Below are 21864 nucleotides of genomic sequence, written 5' to 3' on the forward strand. Positions count from 1 at the left end.
GACACGCGACGGAAACACAACGGTCATATGCCCGTCAGCGCTTTTTGTGACTGGCGGGTAACCATCCGGAAGGAGCGGAAATCAGATAACGTGTTCCTATGCGCACTTCGCATGCTCTCGCCGACGCTCCGCCACCGCTCCCCGAAGGCCCCTCCGGCGTGGGCGGCCATCCGGCCCCGGCGACTCCCGGGGTCCGCACCCGGAGCCAGCACCAACGGCGCCGGCGCATCGTTCAGGCGGCGGCCGCCCTCGCCTCCCGCGGAGGCGTCGAGGCGATGCAGATGCGCACGGTCGCCGAGCGCGCCGGCGTCGCCCTGGGAACGCTCTACCGCTACTTCCCCTCGAAGATGGACCTGGTCGTGGCGGTGGTCGGCGAGGAGATCGACCTGCTGGAATCCAGCATGGACAGGCGTCCGCCGACCGCCGAGAACCCGGCCGGCCGCGCCGTCGACGTGCTGATGCGGGCCACGCGGGGTTTGATGCGCGAGCCGGAGCTCGCCGACGCGCTCATCCGCTCCCTGATCATGGCCGAGGTGGAGGCGCCGTTCGGCGACCGGATGGCGAGCCTGCTGCTCCGCGTCGCCACCGACGGCCGCACGGTGGACATCCCCGCGGACGACCAGCTCGCGCTCACCGGCTCCCTCGCGGGCGTCTGGGTGCAGGAGTTGCTGGAGATGCTGCGCGGACGGCGCACCTACGAACAGATCCAGCACCGCATCGAGATCGCCGCCGAGCGGCTACTGGCGGGTTTCTAGATTTCCTTTACCGGCCGGTGAGACTTCGCATCCGCCCGGTGACACGACGTCGATAACCGCAGGTAAGACGGCGATGTCAGACGAACCTGCCACTAGAACAAGTTCCAGCCTTATTGGAATAAAATTCCAATCACGGGAAAGCGCCTGGACCGGGTGCCCGGGTTCTGCTTCCATGGCAGGGTGACGCGCACCCCCGAGATCCCGGCGGCCCGGCGGGACGCCGCCACACCGCGCACCGCCTCCCTCCGCGCCGCCTGGGGGCCGCTGGCCCTGTCGTACGCCACGGCGCAGTTGGTCGAGGTGTTCCTGCACGAAGGGTCGCACGCGCTGGCCGCCCGCGCGATGGGGTTCCATCCTGCCATCGGCCAGTTCGTCGAGTTGCACGTGCCCTCGGCGGAACGGGCGCAGGAGGCGCTGGTGGCCGCCGCGGGCCCGGTCGGCAGCCTCGTCACCGGCCTCGTCTGCTGGGCGCTGTACCGCCGCCGCGGGCCCTCCTATCCCCGGCTGCTGCTGATGTGGCTGGCGATGACCGGCGTCGCCGCGTTCCTGGGCTACCTGGTGGTCATGCCGTTGCTCGCACCGGGCGACACCGGCGTCCTGGCCCGCCTCTACCACGTGCCCGTCGCCGTCCAGTTCCTCGTCGCCGCCGCCGGGATGGCTCTGCTCTATCTGGTCACCCGGCCGCTCAGCCGGATGTACCTCGACTCGCTGCCCGCGAGCGTGCCGCTGGACACCCCGCGCGACCGCAAGGCGGCCGTGACCCGCCTGTGGGTCCCCTACTTCCTGGGCCTGGCGCTGCTGGTGCCCGCCGCCCTCGGCGGCGACCCCGAGGTGGTCTTCTACGGCATCCTCGGCTGCTGGGGACCGGGAATGGCGCTGGTCGGATTCATGACGCCCAATGCGGGCCGGCCGTACGAACGGCGGGAGAGGACGGAAACGGACTGGCGGCTTCCCGTGTGGGCGTTTCTCGCCTATGCGGCGGTGGTCGCGTTCTATCTGCTCGTGCTGCGGCCCGGCCTGCATATCTGACGACGGAAATACGCATACGTACGTCCCCGCGATCCCGATGCGTAATAACCGGAATCACGCTGGACGGCCCACCGGAAATGCCCGATGATGCGTTCGCCGAATTCTTTTCCCTCGGGGAGACGCCATGGGACTGCGCAACATCCGCCTCATCGTGCCGCTGGTGTACGCGATCGCGGTCGTCGTGTCACTGATGATCGACAGGACCGTGGGCGCGGTCGTCGTGGTCGTGGGGGCGATCCTCGTGGCCGCGTTCTTCATCTGGTTCCGCCCGCGGAGCGGGGCCGGCCGTCCCTGACGCCGAACAGCGCGCCCCAAGGGTCGCGCAACACCGCCTCGCGGCCGTCGTGCCCCTGCCCGGCCACGCTGCCGCCCGCCCGTTCGGCGGCTGAGACCGCCGAGGGCACGTCGTCCACGAGGAAGTAGGACACCCACTGCGGGGACGCCCCGTGCGGCATCCCGCGCACCTCCCGCCCGGGCGGCGTCTCCTCGCCGAAGAGCCCGGCGTAGAAGACGCGGGCCGCGGCGGGGTCGGCCGCCCACAGCTCGTGGCCGCAGGTCGCGCCGGACTCGTCGACCAGCACGATGCCCTGCGCCCAGTGCCCCTGCCAGAAACCGACCGACGCGCCCGCCGGGTCGACCGCGAACAGGAACCGCCCGTTCGCGCCGGCGCCGAGCGGCCCGAACACCACGGTGCCGCCCAGGGCCGCCACCCGCCCGGCCACCGCCTCGGCGTCCTTCGCCGCCAGGTAGGTGTTCCAGGCGGCCGTCATCCCCCGTCCCCGCGGCACCTGGCCGAACCCGCCGACGACCTCCCCGCCCCGCCGCGCCAGGCGGTAGCCGTACTCCTCGGGCTCGTCGAACGTCCAGCGGAACAGGCCCGCGTAGAAATCGCGCGCGCCATCGGGGTCGGCCGCCATGTAGTCCACCCAGCAGGGCGCGCCCTGCGCGTACGTCTCACGCCTCGGCACCGTCTCGGCTCCTTTCCAGGTGCGGCCGGATGAGCCGCGCGGCGGCCTCCGGGCGCTCGATCATGCACAGGTGACCCGCGTCGGCCATCCGCGCCACCCGGCACCGCGGAACCACCGCGCCCAGCCGCTCGGCGTTGGCCGCGAACGTCGGCATCTCGGCGTCCCCGACGAGGACCAGCGTGTCGGCCCGGATCGCGCCGAGCGCCCGGTCGGTGTGCGTGTGCCGGTGGAAGGCCGCCATCGCGCCCGTGCGCAGCTCGTCCCAGCCGTGTCTGGCGATGACCGACCGCAGGCTCGCCCGCAGCCGGGGGTGCGCCTGGGTGCCCCGGAAGATGTCGGGCGGCGAGGACATCCACACGTCCGCCAGGGCGGCGCCGTCGGCGCCGGCCCGCCGCAGGGCCATCAGCTCGCGGTAGCGCGGGGCCGTCCCCGCCTCGCTGGGGGCGCCCGCGATGGTGGGCGCTCCGACGACGAGACGTCGTACGACGTCGGGCGCGTCGATGGCGAGCTGGATCCCGGCCAGCGACCCGAAGGACAGCGCGACGACGTCGTGCGCCCCCTCCGCCCGCGCGACGGCCGCGAGCTCGTCGGCCAGACCCGGCAGCGTCGTGCCCGGCGGCATCGGGCCCGACCCGCCGTGGCCGGGCAGGTCGACGCCGACGTGCCGCCTGCCGGGCAGCAGCGCCCACAGGTCGCGCCAGGTGGAGGAGTCCATCGTGTAGCCGTGGATCCACAGCACGGCCGGGCCGGCGCCGCTCGCGTGCACCCGCATCACGCCGCTCCCCCCGCCCCGGTCGTGGCAGGGGCTCCGGGATGCGCGACGGCGCCGAAGGTGGCGCAGAACCGGCGGAAGGCCAGCACGGGCCGGTCGCCGGCGTCGTACCGCTGCGGCGCGCCGGGATCGAGATGGTCCCAGACGACGCGGTCCTGCTCGAAGGCGTACCGCGCGCCGTGGACCAGCGCGTCGAGCGCCTCGGCCCGCTCCGGCGGCAACGCGATGGCGACCCGCCCGACGCAGCCCTCGGGAGTCGGCACGGCACCCGTGATGATCGTGTACGGCGCGTCCGCGGTGCCCAGTTCCGTCACCACGAGGCTGGGGCTGAAGGCCCGGGCGTAGAACCGTGAGGCGAAGTCGAGGCGGCGCTCCCGCTCCCATGGCGGGGCCTTGGTGCGGAACTCCCCCTCGATCGCCAGCTCGCCGTCGGGGCCGGGCGCGACGCGCATGCCGATCACGCGCGGCACGAGGTGGACCTGGTGGAAGTGCTCCGCGTCGAAGGCGTTCTCCACCACGTACTCCGAGGGGACCGCCACCGGCTGGATCACCGCACCGACGACCAGGTTGCCGTCCGCCACCTCTTTGATGGTCCGCTGGAAGCCCCGGTCGTCGTCCGCGGACAGCCGCACGAACACCGCCGCGCCCGCCCGCTCGACGGCGTACTCGGCGACCGACCAGCGCCTGGCCGTGTCCCCGAGCGCCACCCGCTTGCCGTGGAAGGGGCAGATGACGCAGTCACCGTCCAGTTTGCCGCCGTGGCCGAGCGACGCCCCCCGGTGCGGGCACAGCCCGTCGAACACGCGGACACCCGACCCGTCCCGTACGGCGAGCAGCCTGCGCCCGCCGAGCCGCAGGGGCGTCAGTCCCTCGGCCAGCTCCTCCTCGAACGCCAGCAGATACCAGCCCGTGTGCACCGCAACACTCATCGCCCTACCGCCTCCAGGACCTCTCCGGCCGCGCGCCTTCCGCTGGCCATCGCCGCCTGCACCATCGGGACGCCGGCCGCCGTGGCCTCGCCCGCGAAGAACACCGTTTCGCTCACCGGTTCCGCCCAAGCGGCCCGCGCCCACAGGGCGCCGACGCGGGGGTAGGTGAACGCCCCTGTCGCCCAGGCGTCCGCGCCCCAGTCGGCCGCCTCGACGTGCTCGGGCCGGGCGTCCCCGGCCCAGGGCAGCACCCGGCCCAGCGGGGGCGGTCCCTCGCGCGCCGCTTCGCGCGCCCGCGCGGCGGCCCCGGCCTTGGCCACCACCAGGACCCGTGTGCTGCCTGCGGTGGAGGTCACGAATCCCAGGCCGCCCTCGGCGTCGAACACGACGGCCGACTCCGGGGCGGGCCGGCAGAGCGTGAGCACCGCGCACCACGCGTCGCCGAGGCGCAGCGACTCGGCCGCCGCCCGCTTGCGGGCCGGCAGGTCCGCGATCGCGAGAGCCCCGCCGGCGACGACGGGCGGAGGCACGGTCACCACGGCCGCCGCAGCCATGACCGCGCCTTCGTCGAGGCGGGCCTCCACCCGGCCGCGCGACCACGTGATGCTCCTGACCGGGCTCCCGCAGTGCACGTCGAGCCCGCGGGCCAGTGCGCCGGGCAGCAGGTCGAACCCTCCGCGGACGGCGAAGCGGCCCTCGCCGACGTCGTCGGCGCGGCGTCCCGCCGCCATGCCCGCCGTGCTGAGCGACTCCGGGTCGGCCGCCCAGTTCTGCCGCAGCCACTCGGCCTGGTCGCCGCGGGTGAGCCGCCCGGCCGCGGGCACGTCCTCCCCCTGCCCGTCCAGCAGGCTCTGCTCCACGGCCCACGGCGGGTTGCCCAGCCGGGCGAGCACGCCCAGCGGCAGCACCCGGCCCGCCGTCGCGACGAGCGCCCGGCCGGGGCTGACCGGTTCGGCCGCGTCCGGTTCCAGCACGTCCCAGACCGGATTGCGGTCGCCGTGGACCACCTGGGCGCCAAGCTCGATGGCCGGCTCGTCGCCGCCCGGCCGGTGCGTGCGCACCCGGCCGCCGACGCGGTCCCTGGCCTCGACCACCGCGACGGCCAGCCCGGCGTCACGCAACCGCCGCGCCGCGGTCAGCCCGCTCACCCCCGCGCCGACGACCACTACATCGACCCGCATCGCAGCCTCCCATAGGCCCGTTCGGTCAGCAGTTGCTCGCATTGATCCCGATGGCGGCCGCCCTGTAGTAGCGTGGCGATGCCGTGATCTTGTGTCCTCAGCCCCGAAGGACCGCCGATGACAGCTCTCCGCCGGCTTCCCGCCGGTCTGGCCCATCCGTTCTCGCCGGCCGGCAGGGCCGATCCGTACCCCGCGTACGACTGGCTGCGGGCCAACGACCCGGTCCACTTCGACGTGACGTCCCGGATGTGGCTGCTGACGGCCCACGAGCACTGCGCGAGCGCGCTCAAGGATCCCCGGTTCTCGGCGGCCCTGGGCCAGCGCGAGCGGGTGCGGGACGACGACCTGCCCGCCTCGATGCTGACCACCGACCCCCCTGACCACAACCGGCTGCGCGCCCCCGGCACGGCCCTGCTCGGACCCGCCGCGGTGCGCGAGCTCGCCGGCGATCTCGCCGCCGTCGTCGACGGCCTGCTCGACGGGCTCGCGGGCGCGGCCGAGGTCACCCGGCATATCGGCGAGCCGTTCGCGACCGGCGTGCTGGCCCGGACGCTGCTGTTGCCGCCCGAGGACGAGACGGCCTTCGCGGACCTGGCGCGCCGGGCCTCGGTCAACCTCGACCCGCTGGCGGGGCCCCAGGCCGCGCGGGAGGGCCGCGCGGCCATGGGCGAGCTGACCCGTTTCCTCGACGCGCACGTGGCGCGCGGGCCCGGGGGGTCGATCGCGCGGCTGGCCGCGGACGAGCGGCTGACCCGGCCGGAGATGCTGGGCATCCTCTCGCTGGCCGTCGTCGGCGGCTGGCGCCCGCTGGCCGAGATGGTGGGCAACGCGCTGTTCTGGCTGCTGCCCCGTCCCGAGGCGCTGGCCGCCCTGCGCGACGGCGGCGACGACCTGGCCCGTACGGCGGTCGACGAGCTGCTGCGGCTGGAGGCCCCGATTCCCTTCACGGCGAGGGTGACGACCGCCGAGGTGTCCTTCGGGCGCGCGGTGATCCCCGCCGGGGCGCGGGTGCTCGCGGTGGTCGCGGCGGCCAACCGGGACCCGGACGTCTTCGACCGTCCGGGCGACCTGGTGCTGACCCGGTCTCCCAATCCCCACCTCGCCTTCGGCGCCGGCACCCATTTCTGTCTGGGCGCGCCCCTCGTCCGGCAGGCCGGCGCGCTGCTGCTGCGCGGCCTGGCCGAGCGCTTCCCCGCGATCCGCGCGGACGGAGACCCGCCGGCCTGGGCGCCCGTGCTCGTGCCGCGGCGGCTGGGCGAGTTCCGGATCCGGCTCTCCTGACCCGAGGGGTGGTCAGCGGACGTTCGGCCCACGCCAGCGGAAGGTCAGGAAGCTCAGCGCGAGCCCGGCCAGGCACCACGCGGCCAGCACCAGCGCGACGCGGTCGAGCTCCCACACGCCCGCGGGCTCGACACGGGCGAAGTCGTTCGGCAGGAACACCGAGCGCAGCCCCTGGGTCATCCACTTGAGCGGGAACAGCGCCGCCACCGTCTGCATCCACGACGGCAGCTGGCTGTAGGGGAAGAACACCCCCGAGATGAACTGCAGCACCAGGAACGGCAGCGTGACGATGGCCGACGCCGACCGGGCGTTGGGGATGACCGAGCTGAAGGCCACGGCCAGCAGCGTGCAGGCCACGGCCCCGAGCATCAGCACCCACACGAGCGTCTCCCAGCGGGCGGCGGTCGAGGGCAGCGGCAGCCCGAACGCCAGCACGCCGACGGCCAGCAGCAGCAGCGTCTCCAGGGTGCCGGTCACGGCCACCCTCGCCACCTTGCCGACGAAGTAGGCGGACTTCGGCATCGGGCTGGAGGCCAGCCTGCGGATCATCCCGGTGTCGCGCTCGATCGCGATGCTGATGGCCAGCCCGTTGAAGCTGACGCTCATCACGCCGCAGGCGATGATGCCCGCGATGAACATCTGCTTGAAGTCGGTGTGGGTGCCGGGCACGGTCCCCGAGAAGATGGAGCCGAGGACGACCAGCAGCACGACGGGCAGCAGCAGGGTGAAGACCAGCGACTGCCGGTTGCGGAAGAACGACTTGAGCTCGACCGACGACCGCGAGACGGCCGCCCGCCACACGGCGGAGCGGACGGGATCGAGCACCACCGCGCCGCCTTCGCTGGTGAGGGCCGCGTTGGGAGCGCTCATCACACGACACCGCCTTCCTGGTTGCTCCGGATGAGGTCCAGGTAGATCTCCTCCAGCGACGGCCGGTGGATGCGCAGGTCCGGCAGTTCGCGGACGCCGGAGGAGGCCGCCCAGGGCAGCAGCGCGGCCATGGCCTCGGTGGGATGGTGCGTACGCACGACGACCAGGCCCTCCGCCTCCTCCACCACGGCGTCGCCCGGCAGCGCGGGCAGGCTCGCGCCGAGCCCGTCCGTCCTGGCGAAGCTCACCGCCGCGGGCGTCGCGCGCCGGCCGCCCAGCTCCGTCACCGGGCCCGACTCGACGACCCGCCCGTTGACGATGACGGCCGCGCGCTGCGCCAGCGCCTCGACCTCGTCCAGGTAGTGGGTGGTCAGCACGGTGGTCTTGCCCCGGCCGGTGAAATAGCGGACGAGGTCCCACGCCTCACGGCGGGCGACGGGGTCGAGCCCCGTCGTCGGCTCGTCCAGGAAGATCAGATCGGGGTCTCCGACGACGCCGACCGCGACGTCGAGCCGCCGCGCCTGGCCGCCGGAGAGCGTCTGCGCCTGCTTGCGCGCCTGCTTGCCGAGGCCGACCATGTCGATCACCTCGGCCACCGGCAGCGGCGCGGGATAGAACGACGCGAAGTGCTCGACCACCTCGCGCACGGTCAGGTCGGTGTACGCCCCCGTCGTCTGGGGGACGACGCCGATCCGGGCGCGCCACTCGGGCGCGTCCTCGGCCGGGTCGCGGCCGAGGACGCGCACGTCGCCGGAGGTCCGCCGGCGAACGCCCACCAGGATCTCCACCGTGGTGGTCTTGCCGGCGCCGTTCGGCCCGAGGAGGGCGAACACCTCGCCGCTCCGCACGTCGAGGTCCACCTCCTCGACCGCGTTCACCGGACCGTACCGCTTGCGCAGGGAGCGCACGTGGACGGGATTCGCCTGGTCGGCGACCGTGGACATGGCCTGGTCCTCCGAGTGGGTCGTGATGTCAGGTGCAGCAGCAGCAGGGGCAGCAGCAGCAGTTGATGTCGATCGCTTCCTGCGCGCTCGCGCCGGCCGCGATGGAGTCGAGGTCGCCCTCGCTCAGCTCGGCCATGTCGACCTGCGGCGTCTCGGGGATGTGCAGCTCGAACCGGCCCGTCTCGAGGCCCCGCTCCCAGAGCGCGACCTGTACGTCGATGTTGCTGTCGTGGTGGCCCTCGGGGATGTTGCGGACGAGCACGACCTCGGCTCCCGCGGGCAGCTCCAGACCGGACTCGGCCAGGGCCGAGCGGGGGTCGGAGTCCAGCCGCGCCGAGTATTCCTCACTCGACCACGCCGTGATCAGAACGCGGGTGTACGCGTTCACGAATTCCGCGCGCTGCCTCGGGTCCAAAGACATGACATGCCTCCCGGCTTTTTCGCGGCGTTGTGTTTCGCCGCTTTCAAAATGGAGTCTTACACGGCCGGGAAGTCCGGGACAGACTTAATTTTCGCGCCGGGGCATAAGTATTGAGGCCGTGCACGACGGAGACTATGCTCCGATCAGGAAATATCACCCGGTACGTATTGGCCGTGAATCGCATGCGCAATTCCCCGGAGAATACGTATTACTGAAAACTGGGGGTGGGCATGGCCGGTACGCACAATCGATACGTATCCCTGCCACCGGGGCCGCAGGGCGCCCAGAGTCTGCGCGCGATGCGGGAGGCCCCGCTGCGCTTCGTCACCGAGATGGCCGCCTACGGCGACGTGACCAGGCACGAGACGGAGACCGGGCCGGTCTACATGCTGCACCGGCCCGACCTGGCCCGGCACGTGCTGAAGGACAACGGCGCCAACTACACCAAGGACCGCACGCCCGACGACGACATGCTGCGTCCTCTGCTCGGCAACGGCCTGCTGACCAGCGGCGGCGAGGAGTGGGCCCGGCAGCGCAAGATGATCGCCCCGGCCTTCCGCCCGACCGAGGTCGAGCGGTTCGACCAGATCATGACCGACGCCGCGGCCGGCCTGACCGAGCGGTGGCGGCGGGCCGGTGAGGAGGGCGCGGCGGTCCGGGTCGACCACGACCTGACTTCTCTCACGCTCACCGTCCTCGCACGGGCCATGCTCGGCGCCGACATCGCGGGCGTCGGAGACGGCTTCGGACGGGCGGTGGACGAGGTCAACCGTTTCATCGGCCACTTCGACCCCGCGTCCGAGGGAGGCGGCAGGGAGGGGTTCCGCCGGGCGAAGGCGTTCCTCGACGGTGTCACGCGGGCGATCGTGGCCGCCCGGCGGGCCACCGGCCAGGAGGGCGACGACCTGCTCGGCGCGATGCTGGCCTCGGGGCACGCGATGACCGCGACCGACCTGCGCGACCAGGTGCTGACGATCGTCATGGCCGGGCACGAGACCACGGCCAAGGCGCTGACCTGGACGCTCTATCTCCTCGACCGCCATCCCGACGTCGCGCGTGCGGTGCGCGCGGAGGTGGACGAGGTGCTGGGCGAGGACCGGACCGCCACCGCGGCCGACCTGCCCCGGCTGGCGGCCTGCCAGCGGGCGATCAAGGAGGCCATGCGGCTGTACCCGCCCGTGTGGCTCATCTCCCGGCGCTCCGTCGAGGCCGACGTCGTCGGCGGCTACCCGATACCGCCCGGCACGCTCGTGTGCGTCAGCCCGTACGTACTCCACCGGGATCCGCGGTACTGGCACGACCCGGAGACGTACGTACCGGACCGGTTCACGGCCGAGCACACCCACGCGGGGCACCAGTACCTCCCCTTCGGCGGTGGTCCGCGGGTGTGCGTGGGCCGCCACTTCGCGATGGTCGAGGCCACCCTCGTGCTGGCCGTACTGCTGCGCGGCGTGCGCCCGGAGCTCGTCCCCGGCTTCCCCGTCGAGCCCGAGGCCCTCGTCACGCTGCGCCCCCGGCACGGCATGCTGATGGTCCCGAGGCCCAGATGAGCGGGGCGAGCGGGGTGAGCGCCGGCTCCTACGACCCGGCCACGACGACCGCCGGAGGCCTGTCCGGCGAGCTGGCACGGCTGGAGGCCCAGGCGGAGCTCTCCTTCGACGAGGAGCTGCGGGTCCTGCTCGACGTCGGCGTCCCCGCCCCCCTGCTGGAGCTCGGGGCGGGCTCGGGCGCCGTCACGCGGCGGCTGCGGGCCGCGCTGCCGGACCTGCCCATCGTGGCCGCCGACATCGACACCGCGCTGCTGGCGCACGCGGCGGACGCCCGGGTCCCCCTGATGGGCTGCGACGCCGTACGGCTGCCGCTGGCGGACGGCGTGGTGGGCACGGTCCTGCTGCGGTACGTCCTGCAGCACGTGGCCGACCCCGCGGCGGTGGTGGCCGAGGCCCTGCGGGTGCTGCGGCCGGGCGGGCGGCTGGTCGTGATCGAGGTGGACAGCATGCTGTGGGGCCTGGCCGACCCGATGTACCCGGAACTGGCCGGCGTCCACGGCCGCATGGCCGGGGCGCAGCGCCAGGCCGGAGGCGACCGGCTGATCGGCCGCAAGCTCACCCGGATCCTGCGCCGCGCGGGCTTCCGCGAGGTGGTGCTGCGGCCGTTCGCCACCACCAACGACGACCGCCCCACCGAGGCGTTCGCCCCCCACATGGGGCCGGAGCGGCTGGCGCCGCTGGTCGCCTCCGGGGCCCTGTCCCTGCCCGAGCTCGCCCTGGCGGCCGACCGGTGGCGGCGTTTCCGCGCCGACCCCGACGCCTGGGTCATGTTGCTCGGCCTCGTCGTCGCCGGGACCGCACCGGGTGGTCCCGCCGAGTCCGAACGGAGTACGTCATGAGCCCCTTCTGGAAGATCTTTCTAGCGATCTTCTGCTACATCAGCGGCCTGGTGGGCCTCGGGCTGGCCATCGCCAACGCCAGCGTGAAGCCGCCCGCCACCACCCACGCCTTCGTGTACGGCGGGCTCGGCGTGGTGTTCCTCATCGCCGGCATCGCGATGAGCCGCAAGCCCCGCTACTGAGCACCGCTACCGGGCACACGGGCGCCGCCGGCGGACCCCGGGTCCGCCGGCGGCGCACACGTCTCCGGTCGTCAGATCTGCCGGCGGGCCAGCCGGGCGAACATCCCGCCGGCGTCCTCCAGCAGCTCGTGGTATCTGCCCTGCTGGACGACGCGCCCGCGGTCGAGCACCACGATCCTGTCGGCGTCCCTGATCGTCGAGAGCCGGTGGGCGATCACGACCCGGGTGGCGTTGAGCTGGCGGGTGCTCTCCGTGACGATCTTCTGGGTGGGGTTGTCCAGCGCGCTGGTCGCCTCGTCGAACAGCACGATGCGGGGGTGCGAGACGAGAGCGCGCGCGATCATGATGCGCTGGCGCTGCCCGCCCGACAGCGTGTTGGTGCCCTCCGACAGCACCGTGTGCATGCCCATGGGCATGTTCGCGATGTCGTCGGCGATGCCCGCCATGCCGGCGGCGTCCCACGCGTCGTCGGTCGTGTGATCGGTGCTGCCGATGATGTTGGTCTTGATGTCGCCGGCCAGCAGCGCGCTGTTCTGCAGGACCACCCCGCACTGGCGGCGCACCGCGCCGATGTCCAGCTCGCCCAGGTCCTGGCCGTCGTACAGGACCGTGCCCGAGCTCGGCGACTCGAAGCCCAGCAGCAGCCGCAGGATCGTCGACTTGCCGCTGCCGGTCGGGCCGACGACGGCGACGAACTCACCGGGCTCGATCGACACGTCCACCTCGTCCAGGACGAGCGGCCCGTCCTCGCCGTACCGGAACGACACCCGCGACAGCTCGATCCGGCCCGACAACTCGCCCGGATCGGCCTTGCCCGTGTGCTCCTCCGGCTCGGCCGCCAGGATCGGCCGCATCCGCTCCAGCATGGGCACCACGCTCATCGCGGTGATCGCCGCGCCGGTGAACTGCAGCACCGAGGCCAGCAGCAGGTTGAACGCGGCGAAGAACGCCAGGAACGCGGGAACGGCCACCTGCCCGAGCATCGGCCCGGCCACCACGGCGAAGACGATGACCGAGGCGACCAGGGGGAAGCCGGCGTTGAAGGTCGTGACGAAGTTCTGCACCCGGCGGGCGGACACGCCGATGCTGCGCGCCCTGAGGAACTGCGACGCCCAGACCCCGAAGGCCCGGTCCTCGGCCGCCGCCACCCGCAGCTTCGGCACCGCCGTAAGAAGCTGGAAGACCCGTGACGACAACCGCTGCTCGTGCGTGTAGAGCCTGCGCTGCAGGCGCACCTCGAAACAGCCCGCGACCGCGCACACGAGCACTCCGGCCAGCACGAGCGCCGTCGCGATCAGCGCCAGCCCCACGTCGTAGAAGTAGACGAGCACGAGGTTGGCCAGCCCGGCGAACAGGCCGAGGGCCGCCGTCGTCATGACGCCGGACAGCGTCTCCTGCACCACGCTGACGCCGAGGACCGTGGTGCCCAGCTCGGCGGTGGAGTAGTTGGTGAAGAACGTCGCCGGCAGCGACAGCAGCCGCATCCACGCGCCGGCCTGCAGGCGTGCCGACGACCTGCCCTCGATGCGCAGCGCGGCGAAGTTCTGCACCACCGACAGCGCGGCCGCCACGAGCGAGCCCGCGATCACCAGCAGCGCGCCCTGCACGATCATCTCGCGCTCGGCCCTGGCCACGTACGTGCCGAGCACGAGGCCGGTCATGGCGGGCACCAGCAGGCCGATGATGGCCACCAGTGTGCCCAGGCTGAGCAGGGTCCACAGGTCCTTGCGGTTCTTGGCGAGCCCGAACCGCAGCAGCCCGCCCACCCCGGCGACGGTGGGCGGCAGCGGCTCGTACAGCACGTCGGCGTGCCGGGTCAGGGTGCCGGCCACCGCCGCCGTGACCGGGGTGACGCGCTCCTCCCCCGGCGCGGCCATGACGTAGCGCGACCCGATGGGCAGCAGCGCCACCGGCGCCCCGTCGGAGGTGAGGTAGCCCACCATCGGCCCGATGTCCCGCCGCCACCAGCGGTCGTCCAGCCTGATCCTGCGAGTGCGCACGCCGGAGGCGAGCGCGATGGCCTGGAGCGGGTCGATCCGGCCGCCGTGCGCCCCTCCCTGCGGGGGTGCGGTCACCGAGAAGCCGGCGTGCGAGGCCACCAGGCGCGCGGCGGCCAGTGCGGGCGGATCCCCCGCGACGTCGGCGAGGCGGACCCGCGCCTCGGTGTCGCGCACCAGCGTGTCGAACCCGCGGGCGGTGGTGCGCAGCACGTCCCCGCCCCGCTCGGCCCGGCTCGTCAGCACCTTCAGCTCGGCGGAGTTCCGGCGTTCGACCCGCCGGTCGATCGTGTAGAGGAAGCGGGTGGTGTACTCGACCCACCGGTGCCACAGCGCGCCCTCGCCGAGCAGGTCGAGGGTCGACCGGGCGCGCAGCCGGGCCGGGCCGAGCGCCACCAGCCAGTCCCGCTCGGTGACGCAGACCTCGGCGCCCGCGCTGAGCTGACCGGCGACGCCCTCGGGCATCTCGACCACGCCGTCCTCGACGGTGATCCACTGGACGCCGTCGACCGAACGGACGGCCTCGCCCTCGCGGACGACGACGGGCTCGTGCGGCACCAGCGGGACGAAGTCGCGCGGGGGCAGCGTGTCGCGGATCGACGCGGCGAGCGCCACCACCCCGGCATCCAGGCCCCGCACGAACTCGCGCACCGCCAGGCCGTACTCACGGGTGGACAGGGCGCGGACCGCCTTGCCCGATCGGGACGGGCCGTGGACGCGCCGGGCCGACAGGCCCTCCAGCCGGGCCAGCGGCAGGCGCGACACGCGGGTGCCGAGCACCGGCCGCCCGACGATGCTGTGCCTGGGTCCCCGGGGCGAGCCGAGCATCAGCGTGCCCTGCCGCACCCGGCACAGGTAGTTCCACCTGCCGACCGGCCTGCCGTTCTCCAGGCGTACGGCGAACAGGTCGACCGCGCCGTGCTCGACCAGCAGCACCTCGCGCAGGTCGGCGAGCACGAGCAGCCGGTCGGCCGAGTAGTCGACGGGCGTGGCCGCGTCGGTGAAGAACGACGAGAACGCCGGGGATTCCGCCACGGTCGAGACGCTCATTGGTCCGCTCCCTCGCCGCCCGTCCGGGCGTTCTCGATCAGCCGCGCGTAGTGCCCGCCGAGGCGCACCAGGTCCTCGTGTATGCCGCGCTCCACCACCTCGCCCTCGTGCAGCACGAGGATCTCGTCGGCGTCCCGTACGGTCGACAGCCGGTGAGCGATGATCAGGCAGGCGCATCCCCGGCGGCGCAGGTTGTCGGCGATCACCCGCTCGGTCTCCGGGTCCAGCGCGCTGGTCGCCTCGTCGAGGACGAGCAGGGTCGGCTGCGCGGCCAGCGCCCTGGCCAGCTCCATCCGCTGACGCTGGCCGCCGCTGAAGTTGCGCCCGCCCTCGCGCACCCCGCTGTTGAGCCCGCCGGGGCGGGCGGAGATGACGTCGAAGATGGCCGCGTCGTGCAGCGCGGCGGTGACGACCTCGTCGGAGACGTCGTCGCTCCACAACGTGAGGTTGTCGCGCACCGTGCCCTCGAACAGCGAGATGTCCTGGTCCACGTACGCGATCGAGGCCGCCAGCTCGGTCCGCGAGATCTCCTGGCGGTCGCGCCCGTCGAGCAGCACCCGGCCCGACGTGGGCCCGTACAGCCCCGCCGCGAGCCTGCCGATCGTCGACTTGCCGCTTCCCGAGCTCCCCACGATCGCCACCCGGCGGCCGGGCACCACCGAGAACGACACCTGTCTGATCACCGGCTTGGCCAGCGGGTTGTAGCCGAACGTCACCTCGTCGAAGGTGATCGACCCGTCGAGGCGGCTGCCCAAGGGCCTGTCCTCACGGTCGAAGACGGGCGAGCGGGGGTGGCGTTCCACGTCGTACAGGCGCGTGATGTCGGCCGAGATGTACTGGAGGCGCCCGCCGAGGTTGGTGAGCTGGGTGACCGGCCGCGACAGTGCGCCGAGCAGGCTCTGGAAGGCCACCAGCAGGCCGACGCTGACCGCGCCGTCCACCACCCGCAGGCCGCCGACGAGCAGGATGAGCCCGCTGTTGACCCCGGCGAGCAGCGGTGGCACGACCGTGATGACCGCGCTGGGCACACCCAGCCGCTGCCGGGCGGTCACGGCCTTGGCCAGGAAACCGGCCCATCTCTGGAACGCGCCGGGCTCGGCGCCGGTGGCCTTGACGGTCTCCACGAGCTGCAGCGTGTTGAAGGTGGCCGAGGTGAGGTTGCCGAGGTCGGCCCGCAAAGCGGCCACCGCGTCGGTCCTGGCCCTCGACACCTGCCGCAGGACCACGATGTTGAGCAGCGCCATGCCCACGCCGATGAGGCCGAGCAGCAGGTCGTACCGGATCAGCACGACCGCGTAGAAGAGCACCAGGACGAGGTTGACGACGGTGATCGCCAGATCCCTGGACAGGATTTCGGCGACCGAGTCGTTGGCCGACACCCGCCTGGAGACCTCGGCGGGCCTGCGTTGCAGGAAGAACTCCACCGGCAGGCGCAGCAGATGACGGAAGAAACGGGCGGAGCTGACCAGCCCCATCCGTATCTCCATCCGCAGCAGGTAGTGCCGCTGGACCGAGGTCAGCACGAACATCGCCAGGGCGGTCATCGACATCGCCAGCAGCAGCGGCAGGATGAAGCCGGGACTGCGGCCGGTGAGGATGTGGTCGATGAACACCCGGCTGAACGCCGGCGCGATGATCCCAGGCACGACCAGCAGCAGGCTCGCCAGCAGCACCAGCGGCAGCGCCCGGCCGGTGGGCATGCGGCGCGACAGCAGCGCCTCGGCCACCCGGGTGGGGCGGCCGCCGGGCCGGAACCCGGGCCCGGGCTCGAAGGTCAGCACGATGCCGGTGAAGCCCGAGTCGAACTCGTCCCAGTCGAGCAGGCGGGGACCGCTCGCGGGGTCGTTGACCGCCACCGCCTGCCTGCCGAAGCGGGTGCGAATGCCCTCGACGACCATGAAGTGCTGGAACGCCCAGAAGATGATCGCCGGTTTGACGACGTCACGCAGGTCGTCCAGCTCCATCTGGAAGCCCTTGGCCTCCAGCCCGTACTTGCGTGCGGCGGCGATCACGCTGGACGCCTTGGCACCGTCCCGGGACACCGCGCAGGCGGCCCGCAGCTCCTCCAACGGCACGAATTTGCCGTAGTGGCCGAGGATCATGGCGAGGGCGGCCGCCCCGCACTCGACGGCCTCCATCTGGATGACGGTCGGTGTGCTCCCGCGCCGGCCGCCCCTTCGGGGATGAGCGCGCCTGCGTGGGGCGCGAGGCGGCTGGGCGTCGGCGCGGGGCGCCGTGACCTGGCTCATCCGTCTCCTTCTCAGCGTCCGAGGAGCAGGTTGAAGGGGGTCTGGCTGCTGAGCGTGACCGTGCCCGTCACCGTGACCTGCGACCGCAGCTTCGTCGGGGGACCGGTCTCGGTCGTCCAGGAGTAGCCGGAGGGGGTCGCCGCGTCGGGGAGGAGGTCGACGACCACCAGGCGGGGCGGCTGCGCGGTGACGTAGCCGCGGGCCGCGAGGTCCCCGCCGACGAGGCCGGCGACGCCCTCCGCCATCAGCGGGTAGGGGCTGATCGAGGTCACCTTGCCGCGCAGCAGCCCGAACACGCCGGGCGGGGCGTCGGCGACCGCGAGGTCGACCATCCGGCCGGGGGCGATGCCGAGCGCGTGGTCGCCCGGCACGAACAGCATCGCGACCATGCGGTCGTGGGGGTCGTCGGTCCGCTCCATCGCGAGCAGCCCGTCGCCCTCGCGGACCATCGCGCCCACGCTCGCCGACGTGGTGACGACCTCGCCGGCGAACGGGCTGCTCACGGTGCGCACGGTGCCGTCGGCCCGCAGGACCTCCGCCACCGCCTGACCACGCACCACCCGCAGGCCGGGGCTCACCATCATGGTCCGCACGGTCCCGGTGTAGGGGCTCTGCAGCTCGGCGGTGCCCGCCGGGCGGGTCAGCAGCCCCTTGGCGGTGACGGTGACGGGCAACCGGCCGACGAACGACCACGCCCCCGCGGCGACGACCACGATCAGCACGACGAACGTGGCGATCCAGCCGCGCGGGGAAGCGAGCAGCGTCGGGGAGTCGAGCTCGTCGGGCTCCCGCATCCGCTGCAGGGCCTTCAACCGGAACTTCACATCGGCACCCCCGTCCGCCACTGCGGCGGCGTCCCCGCCGCGGCCCCCGGCCTGCTGCCGAGCACGAGCTCGCCCACGCTGCCCTCCGCGTGCGGGTCGAGGCCGCTGGCCGCGGCGAACTCCGCCGCGTCCCCGCCGCCGAGTCCGCAGACCGCCAGGCCCATGGCCGTGGCCACCAGGTAGAAGGTCTGGTACAGCACGCCGACGTGCTTGAGGATCAGCGAGTACGCGATGGTCTCGTACTTCCACATCACCCGGCCGAAGCGGGCCGTCACGAGGAGCAGGACCTGGGGGTCGTCGGTCATCATCGCCGCCGACCTGGCCCGGTCGAGCAGCGTGCGGGTCGCGGGGCCGGGATCGGCCACCCGTTCCAGCGCGTGCGCGCCGGCGGCGTAGTGCCACAGCCCGGGCTCCAGGCCCTCGCAGGAGACGACGAGGGGATAGACCTCCAGCTCGTGGACGGCGCCTCCGGACGGGTAGGGCCGGTCGGCCAGCTCCTGGCCGTCCTCACCGGTGAACGTGCTCCGCTGGCGCATCGTGCGGTAGAGCAGCTCGCCGAGGCGATCCAGGGTGATCGGGGCGGCGGCGTCGTGCTCGCGGATCGAGCGGCGTGCCTCCAGCACCTCGGTGAGACCGGCCTCGGTCTTCGCGATCGCGTCCAGGTCAGGAGGCTCCAGGGGGATCCTGGGCCCGGGGAACGCGGGCGGCGTCACGGGCAGCGGATCCCACACGCCCCGCATGGGATAGCTGCCGCCGTAACGCCCGCTCGTGCGTGGCTCCCTGGTGCGGGTGTGCAGCCACAGGTCGGCCGGCGACCACTGGGCGAGCGGCGCCGCGCCGCGCTCGGGGTCCTCCCCCTCCGGCGTCAGCCGCACCAGCAGTCCGGCGTCGGCGAACAGGCCGAGGACCGCCGCCGTGGTCGCGTCCGCCAGTCCTGGGCAGACGAGCACGGCCGGCGTCGTCCAGTCCGCGAGCAGGCCGAGCAGCGGGGCGGCGGCCGGGGCGAGCTCCACCCCGAGCGGACTGCGGGGCGCGCGCACCACGAGCCTGCCGTCCTCCGGCGCCGCGACGGCGAACCTCGAAAGGCGCACCCTGGCGTCCGCGGCGAGAGGCGCGGCCGCGCGCAGGGGACCGCCGCCGTAGGGGCGCAGCACGGCGACCGGGTCACCGCCTGACGACGTCACCGCCCGCTCCAGCAGCGCCCCCGCCGACAGCTTGCGCAGCAGCAGGTGCCAGCGCAGCAGCCCGCCCTCGCCGTCGTGTGAGGTGACGATCCCGGCCAGTTCCTCCTCGCTCACGCCGCCGCCCGCGAGCGCGCGCAGCGCGGCGACCGCGCCCGGCGGCAGACCGCGCAGCGCGGCCGGGCCGAACGGCGTGGCCAGGGTGAGCGCCCCCGGCGTCCCCTCCGGTTCCGACAGGCCCGCGTCGCGGCGCAGCCGCAGCTGAACGGTGTGCATCGCTCTCCCCTATCGGTCAGAAGAAGACGCTGGTGGGGTTGAGCTCCTCCTCCATGGCCGGCCGCGTCCGCCAGCCGAGGGCCACCGGGACGTCGTACAGACGGCCGGGGCCGAGCCGGCGCCAGAAGTGGCGCATGCCGGGAACCAGCACCCGGGCCACGCTGAGCTCAAGGTCGGGCCTGGTCTGGTCGAGCACGATCATCTCCAGGCCGCAGGCGGCGGCCCTGGAGACGCAGGTCTCGACGTCGGCCGCGAGGTCGGTGTCCTGCGGCACCACGTAGTCCGCGAGCGTGCGGGGACGCTGCGCGGGGTCGGGCAGCAGCCAGGGGTCGCTCTCGACGGTGGTCTCCTTCCACCAGCGGAGCGTGGCGATGTCGTCGTCGTGGTAGATCGTCTCGCCGTTCTCGTCCCTGCGGCGTACGGAGGGGAGGAACTGGTTGACCTCGGTCAGCGTCCGCAGCGCGGCGATCCGGGGATCGAGGTGGGCGCCGAACCCCACGATGATGTCCTGCACCGGGTGGTCGAGCCGGTGGGAGACGCCGGCGAAGGCCGGCACGCCGAGGTCGGTGGTCAGGTCGAGCAGCCACAGGCTGCGGCCCATGTCCGCGTAGAACTCGCGCAGCGTGTCGACGTAGGGCTCGTTGAGCGAGTCGAGGTCGAAGGCGGGCCTGCGGGCCCGGTTGTACCACCACAGCGCGACCGCGTCCCGCTCCACCACCTCGCAGAACCCCTGCAGGATCGCCTCCTCCAGGGTGTTGCCCGAGGCGCTGCCGTTGGAGTCGCCGACGCAGTAGAAGTGACGTTCCAGGTCGGGGTGGCCGTACCAGGCGTATCCGGCGGGGATCAGCCGCTCCTCGTCGGCGGTCAGCGACCAGGCCCGCGACCAGTCCAGCGGCAGGTCGGTGCGGAACCTCTCGGGCACCAGGTGCAGCCGGTGCGAGGGGTCGCTGTTCCAGGCGGACCGGTCGCCGTACTGCTTGTCCGAGAACAGCAGCAGGTCGTCCGGGTGGACCGCGAGGCCCTCCCCGATGTCGGCGTAGGCCGCCTTGAGCACCGGCTCCTCGCCGCGCCACACGCCCGAGTAGCGCTCGATCGCCTCGCACAGCGCGCTGACCTTGGCCTGGACCTCGGTCCGGCCCTTGCCGCCGCTCTGACCGCGCAGGTTGCGGCGCAGCAGGTCCATGTTGTCGCCGAGCATCGCGAAGTTGTGACCCGCGGTGTAGCTGTAGGTCACACCGTTGTCCTCGCCGGTCCACGGGCGCAGCCCGGTGACCGCGCCCAGATAAGGGCTGATGTGCCGCTCGAGCCGGGCGTACGTCGCCGAGGGCTGCTCGACCCGGTAGCCGCCGTCGGTCACGTGCCGGGCGGTCCGCGAGGCCAGCGCCACCTTCGGCTCGCGCTCGCGGATCAGCGAGGGATCGCCGCACACCGGGCACTGCGGCAGCCGGATCAGCTGGTGCTCGGCGGTGGTGAGCGTGCGCAGGTCGACCGTGATCATCGTGCCCTGCAGCGTCGAGGGTTTGCCGGTGGCGGCGGTCCGCACGAGCTCGGCCGCGAGCAGCCCGCCCACCGCCGCCACGCCGCCCGGCAGGGCCTCGCGCACCGGATGGGTCGGCCGCCCGCCGCCCCGCTTGCCCGCCAGGTAACGCTCGACCTGCCGGTTGCCCTCGAGCCGCTGGGACATGCAGGCCCAGCAGCCCGTGTCACCCGGCTGGAACAGCGGTCCGAGCCAGGCCACGGTGCCGGCCGGCCTGACCAGCACCCAGGGCCGCCCGGCCGCCAGGCACTCGGCGTTGAGCTCCTCCAGACCCGGGTCCAGGTAGTCGTCGACCACCGCCACGACCATGCCGTCGCCGTGCGGATCCGTGCGCAGCCCGTGCTCGCGCAGCAGCGCCTCGACCGGTCCGGGGTCGACGCCCGTGCCCGCGAACACGCGGAAGGAGGTCTGCTCCAGGGCCGTGACGACGGCCGCGGGGTCGATGCCCTGCGCGTCCCAGAAAGCGAGCACCGGGTCGGTCAGGGCCGGCCGGCCCTCGACCAGGTGACCGGCGGCCTCATAGCGCCGGATGGCGAGGACCGCCTGGGCCGGTGACAGTTCGCCGGCCAGTGCCTGGACGATGTCCATCACCGTGTGCCGGCCGTCGAGATAGGGAAGGACGCGGCCCGAGCCCGCGCCGCGTACGAGATAGTGCTGGCCCTCCGCCAGAAGGAAGACTTTCGCGTCGTCGAGGACTTCGGTGGTGAAGTGCGCCTTTAGCCGTGGCCGTTCCATGCCCCCCGCCATTCACTGCGCGATTAGCCGATGAGCGGAGAATTCCATTGGATTCAGGAGGAAGTAAAGACGTATTTATCGCCATACGGATATATACGTACGCATCGCCCGCACAACGCGGAATCCGGACTGGTGCGTACGGCGATGCGTATGCGCCGGCCGCGCGGCGGAATACGTATGCCCCACGGGCTCCGACGGCATCGGGCGCCGGGCCGTCGCGGCGATTCGGCCGCCCGAATTCCCGGACGCGTGAGGGTTCCGGCTACGAATGGGCGATTCACCCCAGTCATCGGA

General features: G+C 73.0%; 19 protein-coding genes. 7 read left to right on the top strand and 12 right to left on the bottom strand.

Translation table 11 applies throughout. The features are described from left to right. Nucleotides 1–98 precede the first annotated feature (98 nt). The 3 genes from HHX30_RS24365 to HHX30_RS24375 all read left to right on the top strand — a co-directional run bounded on the left by HHX30_RS24365 (nucleotide 99) and on the right by HHX30_RS24375 (nucleotide 2079). Complete coding sequence (locus tag HHX30_RS24365; RefSeq protein ID WP_169984285.1) at nucleotides 99–755, top strand: TetR family transcriptional regulator; 657 nt, start codon at nucleotides 99–101, stop codon at nucleotides 753–755. Nucleotides 756–935: 180 nt separating this feature from the next. After that, nucleotides 936–1784: a hypothetical protein gene (locus HHX30_RS24370; RefSeq protein ID WP_169984286.1), complete on the top strand. Its 849-nt coding sequence runs from the start codon at nucleotides 936–938 to the stop codon at nucleotides 1782–1784. Between the two features lie 124 nt (nucleotides 1785–1908). Continuing rightward, entirely contained in the window at nucleotides 1909–2079 is a 171-nt protein-coding gene (locus HHX30_RS24375) for a hypothetical protein (RefSeq protein ID WP_169984287.1), read from the top strand. Here the strand turns inward: HHX30_RS24375 and HHX30_RS24380 are convergent. Genes HHX30_RS24380 through HHX30_RS24395 form a run of 4 tightly spaced genes read right to left on the bottom strand, consistent with a single transcriptional unit; the run spans nucleotide 2039 to nucleotide 5634 of the window. Then, the gene (locus tag HHX30_RS24380) at nucleotides 2039–2752 is read right to left on the bottom strand and encodes a VOC family protein (RefSeq protein WP_169984288.1); all 714 of its coding nucleotides are present in this window, start codon (nucleotides 2750–2752) and stop codon (nucleotides 2039–2041) included. The genes HHX30_RS24375 and HHX30_RS24380 overlap by 41 nt on opposite strands. After that, nucleotides 2739–3524 carry an alpha/beta fold hydrolase gene (locus HHX30_RS24385; RefSeq protein WP_169984289.1) on the bottom strand — a complete coding sequence of 262 codons (786 nt, stop codon included), beginning with the start codon at nucleotides 3522–3524 and terminating at the stop codon, nucleotides 2739–2741. The genes HHX30_RS24380 and HHX30_RS24385 overlap by 14 nt, the downstream gene beginning before the upstream one ends. Further along, the gene (locus tag HHX30_RS24390; protein WP_169984290.1) at nucleotides 3524–4453 is read right to left on the bottom strand and encodes a Rieske 2Fe-2S domain-containing protein; all 930 of its coding nucleotides are present in this window, start codon (nucleotides 4451–4453) and stop codon (nucleotides 3524–3526) included. Before HHX30_RS24390 ends, HHX30_RS24385 begins: the two co-directional genes overlap by 1 nt. Next, entirely contained in the window at nucleotides 4450–5634 is a 1185-nt protein-coding gene (locus HHX30_RS24395) for an FAD-dependent oxidoreductase (RefSeq protein ID WP_169984291.1), read from the bottom strand. Before HHX30_RS24395 ends, HHX30_RS24390 begins: the two co-directional genes overlap by 4 nt. Before the next feature lie 117 nt (nucleotides 5635–5751). On the opposite strand from HHX30_RS24395, the gene HHX30_RS24400 reads away from it, so the two are divergent. Further along, nucleotides 5752–6915: a cytochrome P450 gene (locus HHX30_RS24400; protein WP_169984292.1), complete on the top strand. Its 1164-nt coding sequence runs from the start codon at nucleotides 5752–5754 to the stop codon at nucleotides 6913–6915. A 12-nt stretch (nucleotides 6916–6927) separates the two neighbouring features. On the opposite strand, the gene HHX30_RS24405 is transcribed toward HHX30_RS24400, so the two are convergent. Genes HHX30_RS24405 through HHX30_RS24415 form a run of 3 tightly spaced genes read right to left on the bottom strand, consistent with a single transcriptional unit; the run spans nucleotide 6928 to nucleotide 9150 of the window. Beyond that, nucleotides 6928–7785, bottom strand: coding sequence for an ABC transporter permease (locus tag HHX30_RS24405; RefSeq protein ID WP_169984293.1), 858 nt, complete (start codon nucleotides 7783–7785; stop codon nucleotides 6928–6930). Beyond that, complete coding sequence (locus tag HHX30_RS24410) at nucleotides 7785–8729, bottom strand: ABC transporter ATP-binding protein (protein WP_169984294.1); 945 nt, start codon at nucleotides 8727–8729, stop codon at nucleotides 7785–7787. The genes HHX30_RS24405 and HHX30_RS24410 overlap by 1 nt, the downstream gene beginning before the upstream one ends. 28 nt (nucleotides 8730–8757) lie before the next feature. After that, nucleotides 8758–9150, bottom strand: a complete 393-nt coding sequence (locus HHX30_RS24415) for a hypothetical protein (RefSeq protein ID WP_211592441.1) — start codon at nucleotides 9148–9150, stop codon at nucleotides 8758–8760. A 299-nt stretch (nucleotides 9151–9449) separates the two neighbouring features. Between HHX30_RS24415 and HHX30_RS24420 the strand changes: the two genes are divergently transcribed. The 3 genes from HHX30_RS24420 to HHX30_RS24430 are packed head-to-tail and all read left to right on the top strand — an operon-like array spanning nucleotide 9450 to nucleotide 11721. Continuing rightward, entirely contained in the window at nucleotides 9450–10700 is a 1251-nt protein-coding gene (locus tag HHX30_RS24420) for a cytochrome P450 (RefSeq protein WP_169984295.1), read from the top strand. Continuing rightward, nucleotides 10697–11539, top strand: coding sequence for a methyltransferase domain-containing protein (locus tag HHX30_RS24425; protein WP_169984296.1), 843 nt, complete (start codon nucleotides 10697–10699; stop codon nucleotides 11537–11539). Before HHX30_RS24420 ends, HHX30_RS24425 begins: the two co-directional genes overlap by 4 nt. After that, nucleotides 11536–11721 (top strand): hypothetical protein, encoded by a 186-nt coding sequence (locus HHX30_RS24430; RefSeq protein ID WP_169984297.1) that lies wholly within the window; start codon nucleotides 11536–11538, stop codon nucleotides 11719–11721. Before HHX30_RS24425 ends, HHX30_RS24430 begins: the two co-directional genes overlap by 4 nt. 71 nt (nucleotides 11722–11792) lie before the next feature. Here HHX30_RS24430 and HHX30_RS24435 read toward each other — a convergent pair whose 3' ends face one another. Genes HHX30_RS24435 through HHX30_RS24455 form a run of 5 tightly spaced genes read right to left on the bottom strand, consistent with a single transcriptional unit; the run spans nucleotide 11793 to nucleotide 21570 of the window. Continuing rightward, nucleotides 11793–14768 carry an NHLP bacteriocin export ABC transporter permease/ATPase subunit gene (locus HHX30_RS24435; RefSeq protein WP_169984298.1) on the bottom strand — a complete coding sequence of 992 codons (2976 nt, stop codon included), beginning with the start codon at nucleotides 14766–14768 and terminating at the stop codon, nucleotides 11793–11795. Next, the gene (locus HHX30_RS24440) at nucleotides 14765–17017 is read right to left on the bottom strand and encodes an NHLP family bacteriocin export ABC transporter peptidase/permease/ATPase subunit (protein ID WP_283246857.1); all 2253 of its coding nucleotides are present in this window, start codon (nucleotides 17015–17017) and stop codon (nucleotides 14765–14767) included. The genes HHX30_RS24435 and HHX30_RS24440 overlap by 4 nt, the downstream gene beginning before the upstream one ends. An 11-nt stretch (nucleotides 17018–17028) precedes the next feature. After that, nucleotides 17029–17841: a biotin/lipoyl-containing protein gene (locus HHX30_RS41925; protein ID WP_169984300.1), complete on the bottom strand. Its 813-nt coding sequence runs from the start codon at nucleotides 17839–17841 to the stop codon at nucleotides 17029–17031. Next, on the bottom strand, nucleotides 17838–19298 hold the full coding sequence (locus HHX30_RS24450) for a SagB family peptide dehydrogenase (RefSeq protein WP_169984301.1): 1461 nt from the start codon (nucleotides 19296–19298) through the stop codon (nucleotides 17838–17840). Before HHX30_RS24450 ends, HHX30_RS41925 begins: the two co-directional genes overlap by 4 nt. Nucleotides 19299–19314: 16 nt before the next feature. After that, nucleotides 19315–21570 carry a TOMM precursor leader peptide-binding protein gene (locus HHX30_RS24455; protein WP_169984302.1) on the bottom strand — a complete coding sequence of 752 codons (2256 nt, stop codon included), beginning with the start codon at nucleotides 21568–21570 and terminating at the stop codon, nucleotides 19315–19317. Nucleotides 21571–21864 lie beyond the last annotated feature (294 nt).

Source organism: Microbispora sp. H10836, assembly GCF_012999525.1.
Taxonomy (GTDB): domain Bacteria; phylum Actinomycetota; class Actinomycetes; order Streptosporangiales; family Streptosporangiaceae; genus Microbispora.

Bases quoted from the DNA above. Each gene is read 5' to 3' on its own strand.
- HHX30_RS24410 (WP_169984294.1), bottom strand. From the start codon at position 8,729: ATGTCCACGGTCGCCGACCAGGCGAATCCCGTCCACGTGCGCTCCCTG.
- HHX30_RS24390 (WP_169984290.1), bottom strand. From the start codon at position 4,453: ATGAGTGTTGCGGTGCACACGGGCTGGTATCTGCTGGCGTTCGAGGAG.
- HHX30_RS24435 (WP_169984298.1), bottom strand. From the start codon at position 14,768: ATGAGCGTCTCGACCGTGGCGGAATCCCCGGCGTTCTCGTCGTTCTTC.
- HHX30_RS24385 (WP_169984289.1), bottom strand. From the start codon at position 3,524: ATGCGGGTGCACGCGAGCGGCGCCGGCCCGGCCGTGCTGTGGATCCAC.
- HHX30_RS24425 (WP_169984296.1), top strand. From the start codon at position 10,697: ATGAGCGGGGCGAGCGGGGTGAGCGCCGGCTCCTACGACCCGGCCACG.
- HHX30_RS24420 (WP_169984295.1), top strand. From the start codon at position 9,450: ATGCGGGAGGCCCCGCTGCGCTTCGTCACCGAGATGGCCGCCTACGGC.
- HHX30_RS24415 (WP_211592441.1), bottom strand. From the start codon at position 9,150: ATGTCTTTGGACCCGAGGCAGCGCGCGGAATTCGTGAACGCGTACACC.
- HHX30_RS24365 (WP_169984285.1), top strand. From the start codon at position 99: ATGCGCACTTCGCATGCTCTCGCCGACGCTCCGCCACCGCTCCCCGAA.
- HHX30_RS24430 (WP_169984297.1), top strand. From the start codon at position 11,536: ATGAGCCCCTTCTGGAAGATCTTTCTAGCGATCTTCTGCTACATCAGC.
- HHX30_RS24375 (WP_169984287.1), top strand. From the start codon at position 1,909: ATGGGACTGCGCAACATCCGCCTCATCGTGCCGCTGGTGTACGCGATC.
- HHX30_RS24395 (WP_169984291.1), bottom strand. From the start codon at position 5,634: ATGCGGGTCGATGTAGTGGTCGTCGGCGCGGGGGTGAGCGGGCTGACC.
- HHX30_RS24450 (WP_169984301.1), bottom strand. From the start codon at position 19,298: ATGCACACCGTTCAGCTGCGGCTGCGCCGCGACGCGGGCCTGTCGGAA.
- HHX30_RS24405 (WP_169984293.1), bottom strand. From the start codon at position 7,785: ATGAGCGCTCCCAACGCGGCCCTCACCAGCGAAGGCGGCGCGGTGGTG.
- HHX30_RS24400 (WP_169984292.1), top strand. From the start codon at position 5,752: ATGACAGCTCTCCGCCGGCTTCCCGCCGGTCTGGCCCATCCGTTCTCG.
- HHX30_RS24455 (WP_169984302.1), bottom strand. From the start codon at position 21,570: ATGGAACGGCCACGGCTAAAGGCGCACTTCACCACCGAAGTCCTCGAC.
- HHX30_RS24440 (WP_283246857.1), bottom strand. From the start codon at position 17,017: ATGAGCCAGGTCACGGCGCCCCGCGCCGACGCCCAGCCGCCTCGCGCC.